Consider the following 11978-nt stretch of genomic DNA (forward strand, 5'->3'; position numbering starts at 1 on the left):
ATTTTCACTTTTGTTATCATTTCTTAATGTGATTGGGAGTTATTTCAGAAATTAGAAGAATATACGATGTATTTAGAGGTATTTTAAGTTTAATATAAAGCTGCCCCAAAAGATCAGACTCCATTGTCAGGAGTATTTACTTACTGTGATGGGACAGCTTATAACTTTATTTCTTTTTTGGTATTTTTATTGTTATTTGATAGTAGTCATCCATTTCCTTTTCATCAGATTCCACCTTTACCCCGGTATCTGATACCATATTAAGTGATTGACGTATTGTATTCATCGCGATTCGAATATCTTTATTAAATCCCTTTAGTTTTGTTTTCTTTTTCTTCTTGCTGTTTGATGGACTTTCCATTTTAGCAATTCGTTCTTCTGTTTCTTTTACATTTAGTTCATTATCTATAATTTCCAGCAGCAGCTTAACCTGCTTTTCCGGGTCATTTAGTTTTATTAATGCACGTGCATGTCTTTCTGTAATTTGTTTGTTTAATAATGCTTGCTGGACTTCTTCAGGCAGCTTTAATAACCTTAGTTTATTGGCAATGGATGACTGGCTTTTTCCAAGTCGCTGGGCCAAAGCCTCTTGTGTTAACGATTGAAGCTCCAGAAGCTTGGCATATGCCGTTGCTTCCTCAATGACGGTGAGCTCTTCCCGCTGAAGATTCTCTATTAATGCAACAGAAGCTGTTTCTGTATCTGTCATTTCCCGGATAATTGCTGATATATTTTCCCATTCCAATGATTGCACAGCTCTCCATCTGCGTTCCCCTGCAATCAGTTCATATTTATTTTCTTCCCCTTCCAATTTACGAACGACTATTGGCTGGATCATTCCATGTGTATTTATCGTTTGAGCCAGCTCTTTAATTTTTTCTTCACTGAATATTGCCCTGGGCTGAAATCTATTGGGAATGATATTTTTTACAGGAAGCTGAATTACTTCATCCGGATTATAGGTTTCCTCTTCAGGTTCAGAAGCTGACTTGTCCCCCAACCCAAATATTCGGTTAAAAGGCTTTACCATCAACAGACACCACCTTTATTTGCTAACTTAACAAGAGAATTATTAAGTAATTTTTCTATGTATACGTAAATTGTTTCACGTGGAACAATTTACAATTCTGATAGATTAGTATTTTCATTATAACATGAAAACGCCACGTCCTATGGCGTTAGCGACAATAGTAAGTTCTAAGTCTGCATTTTGAAGTCGTCTCATCGGAGACAATTTGAAGTGCAATTATTTGACCTGTCAAAAAAATATAAATATCAAAACTTTCTGCTGCATTCCATATATATGAACTAATTATAGTAAGCTGTTAATATGCTATGATTCAAGCTGATTATCTACGTTCCAGTTTCTGCTCCCATTTTACCATAAGTTCCAAAATAAAAGAACAGAAAGATGTCACGCCATTAAAAGATATTTGTTTTATTCACCAAAGAGATCACTCAATCGGTTCTTTATTTGGTGTACCAGCTTTTCTTGGATATTTCTTAGGTGTCTTTCTTGTCTTATTTATGATGAGAATCGAACGTTCGCTCTCCTCTTTCGGCAATGTAAATGCATGGGTTTCATCTACCTGCCCACCCAACAGCTCAATGGCAGACTCTGCTGCTGCCAATTCATCATTTATCTGTGAACCCTTCATTGCAATGAATACACCATTTTTCCTCACCAATGGCAAACACAATTCACTTAATACGGACATACGTGCTACTGCTCTGGCGGTTACGATGTCAAATGTCTCTCGGAATTTACTGTTTTTTCCAAAATTCTCTGCGCGATCATGATAAAATGCTACATCAGTCAGTTCGAGATTTGCAGCTAATTGATTTAAAAAGCCTATTCGTTTTTTCAATGAGTCTACGATCGTTATATGTATATGAGGAAAACATATTTTAAGTGGAATACTAGGAAATCCGGCTCCTGCTCCAACATCACAGATATATGTTTCTTTTGAAAAATCATAATAAAAAGCTGCTGTTATGGAGTCATAAAAATGTTTGAGATAGACATCCTCTCGTTCAGTCAATGCAGTTAAATTTATTTTTTCATTCCATTCAACCAAGGTGTTAAAATAAGTTGCAAACTGATCCAGCTGTTTGCCCGTCAATTCAATTCCCTGTTCCTTAAGTGCAGCCGTAAACTGTTCCGGATTCATAAATCTGCATTCTCCTTCCATTAGATAGTTTAAAGAGGCTGCCTTTAGGGGTTTTGGCCCCTCTTCTTTAAGACAACCTCTTTTGAACTTCTTTTTAATTTGCAATACGGGCGATATTCCCCTGTTCAATATATACAAGCAGAATAGAAACATCTGCCGGATTTACACCGGAAATTCTCGATGCCTGACCAACAGATAATGGACGGACTTTTTCCAATTTCTGTCTGGCTTCTGTAGCAATTCCGCTAATTTGACTATAGTCAATATTATCCGGTATTTTTTTATCTTCCATTTTCAGCATCCGGGCTACCTGCTCATTTGCTTTCTTAATATACCCTTCATACTTAATCTGAATTCCTACCTGCTCTTTTACTTCAGCAGAAATTTCAGTATTTGCTTCAATCATTTTTTCAACCAGATCATAGGAAAGTTCTGGTCTCTTCATCAAATCATATGCTTTTATAGCTTCTTTTAATGGAGTAGCTCCAGCATCCTCCATAATGGTATTGACTGGTTCATTTGGTTTAATCGTAATTTTGCCTAACCGTTTTTTCTCTTCTTCCACCATCTGCTTTTTCTCAACAAATTTTGCATATCGTTTTTCTGGAATCAATCCAATATCGTGACCAATTTCAGTTAATCTTAGATCAGCATTGTCATGGCGTAGTAATAAACGGTATTCTGCACGTGAAGTCAGCAGACGATATGGTTCATTCGTTCCTTTTGTTACCAGATCATCAATTAAAACACCGATATAGGCCTGAGAGCGATCCAGGATGACCGGTTCTTTGCCAAGCACTTTTGCTGCCGCATTGATACCTGCCATAATCCCCTGTGCTGCTGCTTCCTCATAACCGGATGTACCGTTAATCTGACCGGCAGTAAATAAACCAGGTATTTTTTTAGTTTCCAGTGTCGGCCACAGCTGTGTTGGGACGAGCGCATCATATTCAATAGCATATCCTGCACGCATTATTTCGGCATTTTCAAGACCTTCCACACTTCTTACCATTTCATGCTGAACCGATTCAGGCAAGGATGTTGATAATCCTTGTACATATACCTCTTCTGTATCCCTTCCCTCAGGTTCCAGGAAGATCTGATGACGTGGCTTATCATTAAAACGAACAATTTTATCTTCAATTGACGGGCAATAGCGTGGGCCAGTTCCCCGCTTCATCCCTGAATACATTGCTGACAATTGTAAATTTTCGTTAATCACCTGGTGTGTAAACTCATTGGTATAAGTCAGCCAGCATGGAATCTGATCAGTAATAAATTCTGTTGTTTCATAAGAAAAGCTCTGAGGCTTCTCATCACCTGGCTGAATTTCCGTTTTGGAATAATCAATCGTATGACTATTCACACGCGGTGGTGTACCTGTTTTGAATCTGGTTAATTCAAAGCCAAGCTCCTCCAAGTGTTCGGACAGTTTTACTGATACACGCTGGTTATTTGGACCACTTTCATATTCCAGATCGCCCATTAAGACTTTACCGCGCATAAATGTTCCTGTCGTAATAATAACTGTTTCCGCACTGTAGGCTGCTTTCGTTTCGGTTACTACGCCTTTACATACTCCGTCTTCCACAATCAGCCGTTCAACCATTCCCTGGCGAAGTGTCAGATTTTTTTCATTTTCAATTACATGTTTCATTTCCTTGATATATATCGGTTTGTCTGCCTGTGCACGCAGTGCTTGCACAGCAGGCCCTTTTCCAGTATTCAGCATACGCATTTGAATATGCGCTTTATCAATAACTTTTGCCATTACCCCACCAAGTGCATCTACTTCACGAACCACAATTCCTTTAGCAGGGCCGCCTAGTGAAGGATTACATGGCATAAAGGCAATCATGTCCAGATTTAATGTAAGCATTAAGGTTTTTGCACCCATTCGTGCAGCAGCTAAACCGGCCTCGACACCGGCATGACCTGCGCCAATAACGATTACATCATAATGGCCAGCGTTATATGTCATTGTTTTTCATCCTTTCTGGTTAAAAATCTGTGTTCTGTATTTAAAACGAAATTTTATATACATAGTTGTTCTTATACTGTTACAGTGAAAGCACTATATTTTAAAACGAAGTTACTTTCCTAAACAAAATTGTGAGAACAGCTGATCAATTAGGCTGTCACTTGCAGTATCGCCAATGATTTCACCTAAAAATTCCCATGTTCTCGTTACATCTATCTGAACAATATCGAGTGGCATACCAAGCTCAATACCTTCCATTGCGTCTTCCAGTGCTTTTTGAGATTGTTTCAGCAGCTGGATATGCCGGACATTGGATACATACGTTAAATCACCTGTGTCAATGTCACCAGCGAAGAATGTTTTTGCTATGGCAGATTCCAGCTCGTCCACTCCTTCTTCCTCAATCAAAGAAGTAGTCACAACTGGATTTCCTTCTGCCATTTCTAACACTTTTTCCATATCAAGCTTTTGTTCAAGATCTGTTTTATTAATAATAACAATATATTCCAATCCCTGAATTGCTTCAAATAGCTTAACATCTTCCTCGGTCAGTTCATCATTATAATTTAACACAAATAAAATAAGGTCTGATTCCTTTAATACTTGCCTGGAGCGTTCCACTCCAATTTTTTCGACAATATCCTCAGTTTCCCGTATTCCGGCAGTATCTACCAAACGCAATGGCACACCACGGACATTAACATATTCTTCAATTATATCACGGGTCGTTCCGGGAATTTCTGTGACAATTGCTTTATTTTCCTGTACCAATGTATTCATTAATGAAGATTTTCCTACATTTGGACGCCCAATGATTGCTGTTGCCAGCCCTTCACGTAAAATCTTCCCTTGTTTCGCTACATTCAACAGGTCCAGAATTTCCTTATGAACTTCCTTCGTTTTTCTCTGCATCATTTCATGGGACATTTCTTCGACATCATCATATTCTGGATAGTCGATATTTACTTCGACATGGGCAACTGTTTCCAATAAATCCTGGCGCAGCTTCTGAATTAATCCAGATAATCGCCCGTCCATCTGTTTTAGTGCAACAGACATTGCTTTATCAGTCTTTGCACGAATCAGATCCATCACTGCTTCTGCTTGTGATAAATCAATTCTTCCATGCAAAAATGCCCGTTTTGTAAATTCTCCCGGCTCTGCTAATCTCACGCCTCTGCTTAAAATAATTTCAAGCACACGATTAACTGCCACCATTCCGCCATGACAATTTATCTCGACTACATCCTCACGGGTAAATGTCTTCGGTGCACGCATTACGGAAACCATTACCTCCTCAGCAACTTCTTCTGTTTGTGGATCTATAATTTTTCCATAATGTATCGTGTGTGAATCAGCCTCATTCAGGTTCTTCCCACGAAATAATTCAGTTGTAATCGAAATCGCCTCAGGACCACTCAACCTCACAATTGCAATGGCACCTTCTCCAATCGGGGTCGATATTGCAGTAATTGTATCTGTTTCCATCTTCGCTTCACCTCCAACACTTTTCCTTTTGCTCTATATTAATAACGAATTATTTTTTACGTCACTAACAAAATAGAATACCACAATTTTGCTCAAAAATAAACTTATCCACAAAAATATTTTATTCTTTCGCCAAAATAAGGTTATCCACACTGTGAATAACCTTATTTTGAATAGATTCATTACTGTTTTTATATTTAAAAATAGATTGAAGCAGCCACCATCAGTTCCAACCTCATTATCAAATCAATAAAAAATTATACTTTCCTATCAAGTAAAAAAAGCCCTGGTTTCCCAGGACTTATTTTAACTCTATTATGGTTTTATTACAATATGACGATGTGGTTCTGTTCCGTCTGAATAAGTAGAAACCTTTCCATGTTCCTGCAGTGCACTATGAATGATTTTTCTTTCAAATGCAGGCATTGGCTCCAGCGCTACTTTTTTATTCAGCCGAATCGCTTTATCTGCCATTTTGGATGCCAAAGAAGTCAGGGTATCTCTTCTTCGCCCGCGATATCCTTCTGCATCCACGGTGACTGTATAAAATTGCTTTCCATCTTTATTTAACGCAAGATGAACTAAATATTGCAATGCATTCAGTGTCTGACCACGTTTTCCGATAAGCAAAGCAATATTTTCTCCGCTAAGCTCATAGGTCACATGGTTTCCATCCACGGTAGTTTGAATGGTCACGTCAATATTCATATTTCCCGTTACTTCTTTAATAAATTTCTCTGTTTCCTGAATTTGATTTTTAGCGATTGTTACTTTTACAATGGCACGTTTGGATCCAAATACACCTAGTAATCCTTTTTTTCCTTCATCAATTACATCGATTTCCACTTGGTCCCTTGTTGTGTTTAACTGCTCTAATGCTGATTGGACCGCCTCTTCAACTGTTTGTCCACTAGCAGTCAGTTCTCTCACTTTTTGTCTCCTCCAGTATTCGCATTACTCATCATTGGTTTACGGATGAAAATAGTTTGCGCAACCATAAAGATATTCCCAACTACCCAGTAAAGTGCCAATGCTGCCGGGAAGAAGAATGCCATGACACCAATCATCAGCGGCATTACATAAAGCATTACCATCATTTGCGGGTTTTGTGCAGCAGGGCTTCCTGCCATCATTAATTTCTGCTGCAGGAATGTAGCAGCAGCAGCTATTATTGGTAAAATATAATCTGGTGATCCCAGTTCAAACCATAGGAAGTTATGTGTACTAATTGCTTCTGTACGCATAATTGCATGATACATTCCAATAAGGATCGGCATTTGCACAAAGATTGGCAAACAGCCTGCAAGCGGGTTTACCCCATGCTTTTGGAACAATGCCATTGTTTCCTGCTGCAGTTTCTGCTGGGTGTTCGCATCTTTGGAACTGTATTTCTTTTGAATCTCTTTCAGCTCAGGCTGAATATCCTGCATTGCTTTTGAACTTTTTAATTGCTTTACGTTTAATGGCAAAAGTACCAATCGAAAGATAATAGTTACAATAACAATGGATAATCCGTAATTTTCATTAAATAAATTAGCAAAATATGTGATCAGCCAGGATACCGGATAAACAAAATAGGTATTCCAGATCCCTTCACTCTCTTTTGTGATCGGTTCATTAATTTCTGTACAACCTGAAAGTATTGCAAGCAATCCAATTAGGACCACAAGCATGACATACTTTTTACGCAACATGTTTCCTCCTAACTACTGAAAAACAATCGTATTTCAATAGGTTATTTCTATGCAGTTTAATCTACATGCTATTTTAGCTTAATTTATAAAAAGAATCTATCATAAAATCAGTAATTATCGATTATTTTTCAACAGACGTTCTTTATATAGTAAATGAGTCAGGCTTTTCTTAATTTCCGTATATTCCATTTGCTTTGTTGGCTGTCTGGCAATAATTACAATATCACTTGTTGTCGAAATATCCTTCTCCAATTCCTGGAAGGACTGACGCAGGTATCGCTTAATCCTATTTCGTGTAACTGCATTGCCGATTTTTGTTCCAACAGATAAACCAATACGAAAATGATCCTGATTTGTTTTTTGTACATAATAGATGACAAGCTGCCGATTAGCAAAAGACTTACCATGTTTAAATGTATGCTGAAATTCTATATTTTTCTTTATGCGAAATTCCTTTTTCATTTTATCACCTTACCAGCAGCAACTTACCCCATTTTTCCGAAATCTATGTATAAAAAACAGCATTACCAGCTGTTTTTCATGATATTCTTCCTCAAATATATTCATCGACATAATTGATTATTTTCAGCCCCAGCGTCCATAAGAGGAAAAAAGACCACTGACTTTTCAGTGGCCTTATGCAGACAATACTTTTCTTCCTTTACGACGACGACGAGCCAAAACTTTACGTCCATTTTTTGTACTCATGCGCGTGCGAAAGCCGTGTACTTTTTTACGTTTGCGGTTATTTGGTTGAAACGTTCTTTTCATGTATCTTGCACCTCCTAAAAAGGATGAAATATCCAAAATAAAACCTATCCAGTAGACAGTCTTTGTAATTATACGTAAAACCCCTGCCATCTGTCAACTTCATTTTTATTTTTATTACTATTTAACCTTTGGCACATCTGACCCTGCTTATATTAAATTTTAACCTGCCATTTTCAAGAATCCCATCACTTCACTTTTATCCACAGCCCTCTGTTCAAGAAAAATCAGCATATTTTTTCTGTCCACAGCAAATATCGACAAGATAATCACAAAATATAGTGGTGTGGATATTTTTTATATACAAGCAGTAGGAAATGTGGATAAGTGTCGAAAAACCATTGCACACTTCGCTTTTATTTGATATTATATTTGTGTTTAACTCGAAAAATAATAAACAGCAAAATAAAGTTATTCACAGATTGTGGATAACATGTGGATATAAATTCACACCCTAGTTTATAAACTTGTCAACATTTATGTGGATAAAGTATATAAGTATGTTAATCTACTATATACTATAGATTCTTTCGTCCACAGAAAATAGAGATGGACTTAGCTGTTTTTAGTCCAAAATTTAACTGTTGCAACATAAGTGCTTTCTTAACTTTGCACAACAACCTGAAATAATTCTCTGCTTTTATGGTTTCCACTAATTTTGATCACCTTACAAGTAAGTTATTTCATCATATGCCTGTCCTTCTTGAATTAAGAGCGCGAGAGGCTTTTTCTGTCATTTATTCTCGTTGAAAGGAGTGAAATCCAATTGGAAAATATCGATGAACTCTGGGTTGCAACATTGGAAAAAATTGAAGAAAAAATCAGTAAACCCAGTTTCGACACGTGGTTAAAGAACACCAAAGCTGAATCATTGAATAAAGATATGCTGGTTATTTCTGCTCCAAATGAATTTGCAAGAGATTGGCTGGAGAATCAATATACAAACCTGATCTCCAACGTAATTGAAGAAATTACCGGTACTAAACTGGCTACAAAATTCGTTATTCCTGAATCCAGCACAGAAATCGACGAAGTCAAACCAATGCCGAAGCCTAAACCAAATCATGATACAAATGATGTACCTAAATCCATGCTCAATTCAAAATATACTTTCGATACATTTGTTATTGGAGCTGGAAACCGCTTTGCACATGCAGCGTCTTTAGCTGTTGCGGAAGCACCTGCAAAAGCATATAACCCACTATTTATTTATGGTGGTGTCGGACTTGGAAAAACTCACTTAATGCATGCAATTGGCCATTATGTACGTGATCATAATCCAAATGCCAAAGTGGTTTATATTACGTCAGAAAAGTTTACGAACGAATTTATTAATGCAATTATGGATAATAAAACGACAAATTTCCGCAATAAATACCGGAATATTGACGTTCTTTTAATTGATGATATTCAATTTATTGCTGGAAAAGAATCAACCCAGGAAGAATTTTTCCATACGTTTAATACATTGCATGAAGAAAGCAAACAGATCATTATTTCAAGTGATCGGCCTCCAAAGGAAATTCCAACACTTGAGGATCGTTTGCGTTCCAGATTTGAATGGGGATTGATTACAGATATTACCCCACCAGACCTTGAAACAAGGATAGCTATCCTCACAAAGAAAGCAAAAGCAGAAGGATTGGATATTCCAAACGAAGTTATGCTTTACATTGCAAATCAAATTGATACAAATATCAGGGAGCTTGAAGGTGCATTGATCCGTGTGGTTGCCTATTCATCCCTTGTAAATCAGGACATTGATGCATCACTTGCAGCTGATGCCCTTAAGGATATTATTCCAAGCAGCAAGCCAAGAGTGATTACTGTACAGGGAATCCAGGAAGCAGTTGGGGAAAAATATAATGTAAGGCTTGAAGATTTTATTGCCAAAAAACGTACAAAGTCAATTGCATTTCCAAGACAAATTGCGATGTATTTATCCAGGGAAATGACCGATCTTTCCTTGCCTAAAATAGGAGAAGAATTTGGCGGCCGTGACCATACAACTGTTATTCATGCACATGACAAAATAGCAAAGCTACTGGAAAACGACTCTAATTTAAATAGAGAAATAGAAGATCTGAAGGAACAATTAAAATCCTTATAACAAATAACTGATGTTTCACATGTGAATAATGTGTATGGGCGTGCAAACTTATGTACACTTTATCCACATGTGTATATCTTATCTGAAACAGAATAAATCACACTTATCCACATAATCACACTGCTTATTACTTTTATTACTATATTTTTATAAAAATAATAAATAAAAAAGAACTTCCACTAGGAGGATTATTTCAATGAAATTTGTTATTCAGCGTGACCAGTTAATTAAAAGTGTACAAGATGTAATGAAAGCTATCTCATCCAGAACTGTTATTCCAATATTGACCGGAATGAAAATCGAAGCAAAACAGCATGGAATTACATTAACAGGAAGTGACTCCGATATTTCCATCGAATCACATATTCCTGCTGAAGAAGATGGAAAAGTTAATGTTGAGCAAATTGAAGAAGGCACTATTGTACTCCAGGCAAAATATTTTCCTGATATTATTCGTAAATTACCGGAAAAAACTGTGGAAATTGAATCAGACGAAAATTTAAAAATAACAATCCGCTCTGGAAAAGCTGAATTTAATTTAAATGGTCAGGATGCAGAAGAGTATCCACAACTTCCAATGCTTCAAACAGATGAAAGCTTTGAAATTCCGACTGATTTATTAAAAAGCTTAATTAAACAAACTGTTTTTGCAATATCCACAATGGAGACCCGGCCAATCCTGACAGGGGTCAACATTAAACTTGCAGATAATAAATTATCTTTTACAGCAACAGACAGTCATCGTCTGGCATCAAGAGAAATTCCGGTGAAAGAAGCAAATATTGAATTTCAAAGTATTGTTGTTCCAGGAAAAAGCCTGAATGAATTAAATAAAATTCTGGATGACACAGAAGAAACAGTTGAGATCAGCGTGACCAGCAATCAGATTTTATTCCGGACAAAGCATCTGAACTTCCTGTCACGCCTGCTTGACGGAAATTACCCGGAAACATCCCGTTTAATACCTGAACAAAGCAAAACAACACTGCATGTCAAAACGAAAGAATTACTTAGTACAATTGATCGTGCCTCACTTCTTGCCAAGGAGGAACGGAATAATGTAGTACGCCTGGCAACAAAAGACGATTCCAATGTGGAAATTACGAGCAACTCACCAGAAGTTGGAACTGTAGCGGAGGATGTTACGATTCAATCCATGGAAGGGGAAGAATTAAAAATTTCCTTCAGCTCCAAATATATGATCGATGCATTAAAAGCAATTGAGTATGATGATGTGAAGGTTGATTTTACCGGAGCCATGCGTCCATTCATCATCCGTCCTGCAGAAGACGATTCAATCCTGCAGTTAATCCTCCCAGTTCGGACATATTAAAAATAAAATAAAAATTGATTTTTAATAATTACCCTGAAAAAGCTCTTATCGAATAAAGATAAGAGCTTTTCATACCGTAAAAATCAATTTTAAGCCAAATGAAGCGTATTTTAACCTTTTCGAGGGTCAAACCTTTCATTAATGCAAAAACTTTAGTAGAATAGGTATATGGAACTTTTAACGTTAAATAAACAGAAATCGGTGATAAAATGCATGAACAAATTGAAATAAATACGGAATATATTGCATTGGGACAATTTATCAAGCTGCTGAACATTCTTGAATCAGGAGGAATGGTTAAAGCATTCCTGCAGGATGAGGGTGTTTTGGTAAATGGTGAATTAGAACACCGGCGAGGCAGAAAGCTGTATCCAGAAGATGTTATAGAGGTTGAAGGCGTCGGATCGTTTAAAGTAATCAAAGAGGATTAACC

General features: G+C 37.0%; 11 protein-coding genes. 3 read left to right on the top strand and 8 right to left on the bottom strand.

All coding sequences use genetic code 11. The features are described from left to right. Window positions 1-166 precede the first annotated feature (166 nt). The 8 genes from noc to rpmH form a co-directional block, all read right to left on the bottom strand. The gene (noc, locus tag CIL03_RS07070; protein ID WP_094885065.1) at window positions 167-1030 is read right to left on the bottom strand and encodes a nucleoid occlusion protein; all 864 of its coding nucleotides are present in this window, start codon (window positions 1028-1030) and stop codon (window positions 167-169) included. A gap of 424 nt (window positions 1031-1454) precedes the next feature. Then, complete coding sequence (gene rsmG, locus CIL03_RS07075; protein WP_094885225.1) at window positions 1455-2171, bottom strand: 16S rRNA (guanine(527)-N(7))-methyltransferase RsmG; 717 nt, start codon at window positions 2169-2171, stop codon at window positions 1455-1457. A gap of 94 nt (window positions 2172-2265) precedes the next feature. Then, on the bottom strand, window positions 2266-4152 hold the full coding sequence (gene mnmG, locus CIL03_RS07080; protein ID WP_094885067.1) for a tRNA uridine-5-carboxymethylaminomethyl(34) synthesis enzyme MnmG: 1887 nt from the start codon (window positions 4150-4152) through the stop codon (window positions 2266-2268). A gap of 111 nt (window positions 4153-4263) precedes the next feature. Continuing rightward, window positions 4264-5640 carry a tRNA uridine-5-carboxymethylaminomethyl(34) synthesis GTPase MnmE gene (gene mnmE / locus CIL03_RS07085; RefSeq protein WP_094885069.1) on the bottom strand — a complete coding sequence of 459 codons (1377 nt, stop codon included), beginning with the start codon at window positions 5638-5640 and terminating at the stop codon, window positions 4264-4266. Window positions 5641-5955: 315 nt separating this feature from the next. Continuing rightward, a complete protein-coding gene (gene jag, locus CIL03_RS07090) occupies window positions 5956-6570 on the bottom strand; it encodes an RNA-binding cell elongation regulator Jag/EloR (RefSeq protein WP_094885071.1) in 615 nt (204 codons plus the stop codon). Beyond that, window positions 6567-7331 carry a YidC family membrane integrase SpoIIIJ gene (gene spoIIIJ / locus CIL03_RS07095; protein ID WP_094885073.1) on the bottom strand — a complete coding sequence of 255 codons (765 nt, stop codon included), beginning with the start codon at window positions 7329-7331 and terminating at the stop codon, window positions 6567-6569. Before spoIIIJ ends, jag begins: the two co-directional genes overlap by 4 nt. 117 nt (window positions 7332-7448) lie before the next feature. Next, window positions 7449-7796, bottom strand: coding sequence for a ribonuclease P protein component (gene rnpA / locus CIL03_RS07100; RefSeq protein WP_094885075.1), 348 nt, complete (start codon window positions 7794-7796; stop codon window positions 7449-7451). 174 nt (window positions 7797-7970) lie between these two features. After that, window positions 7971-8105, bottom strand: coding sequence for a 50S ribosomal protein L34 (gene rpmH, locus CIL03_RS07105; RefSeq protein ID WP_019377820.1), 135 nt, complete (start codon window positions 8103-8105; stop codon window positions 7971-7973). Between the two features lie 763 nt (window positions 8106-8868). On the opposite strand from rpmH, the gene dnaA reads away from it, so the two are divergent. From dnaA to yaaA, 3 genes are all read left to right on the top strand, one after another. Continuing rightward, the gene (dnaA, locus tag CIL03_RS07110) at window positions 8869-10212 is read left to right on the top strand and encodes a chromosomal replication initiator protein DnaA (RefSeq protein WP_094885077.1); all 1344 of its coding nucleotides are present in this window, start codon (window positions 8869-8871) and stop codon (window positions 10210-10212) included. A 196-nt stretch (window positions 10213-10408) separates the two neighbouring features. Further along, a complete protein-coding gene (dnaN, locus tag CIL03_RS07115) occupies window positions 10409-11545 on the top strand; it encodes a DNA polymerase III subunit beta (RefSeq protein WP_094885078.1) in 1137 nt (378 codons plus the stop codon). Window positions 11546-11754: 209 nt separating this feature from the next. Beyond that, window positions 11755-11976 carry a S4 domain-containing protein YaaA gene (yaaA, locus tag CIL03_RS07120; RefSeq protein ID WP_094885079.1) on the top strand — a complete coding sequence of 74 codons (222 nt, stop codon included), beginning with the start codon at window positions 11755-11757 and terminating at the stop codon, window positions 11974-11976. Window positions 11977-11978 lie beyond the last annotated feature (2 nt).

This window comes from Virgibacillus indicus, assembly GCF_002266285.1.
In the GTDB taxonomy this organism is placed as follows: Bacteria; Bacillota; Bacilli; order Bacillales; family Amphibacillaceae; genus Virgibacillus_K; species Virgibacillus_K indicus.

What these genes read in the sequence shown, in the direction of transcription:
- noc (WP_094885065.1), bottom strand. Translation starts at nt 1,030, where the DNA reads ATGGTAAAGCCTTTTAACCGAATATTTGGGTTGGGGGACAAGTCAGCT.
- rsmG (WP_094885225.1), bottom strand. Translation starts at nt 2,171, where the DNA reads ATGAATCCGGAACAGTTTACGGCTGCACTTAAGGAACAGGGAATTGAA.
- mnmG (WP_094885067.1), bottom strand. Translation starts at nt 4,152, where the DNA reads ATGACATATAACGCTGGCCATTATGATGTAATCGTTATTGGCGCAGGT.
- mnmE (WP_094885069.1), bottom strand. Translation starts at nt 5,640, where the DNA reads ATGGAAACAGATACAATTACTGCAATATCGACCCCGATTGGAGAAGGT.
- rnpA (WP_094885075.1), bottom strand. Translation starts at nt 7,796, where the DNA reads ATGAAAAAGGAATTTCGCATAAAGAAAAATATAGAATTTCAGCATACA.
- rpmH (WP_019377820.1), bottom strand. Translation starts at nt 8,105, where the DNA reads ATGAAAAGAACGTTTCAACCAAATAACCGCAAACGTAAAAAAGTACAC.
- dnaN (WP_094885078.1), top strand. Translation starts at nt 10,409, where the DNA reads ATGAAATTTGTTATTCAGCGTGACCAGTTAATTAAAAGTGTACAAGAT.
- yaaA (WP_094885079.1), top strand. Translation starts at nt 11,755, where the DNA reads ATGCATGAACAAATTGAAATAAATACGGAATATATTGCATTGGGACAA.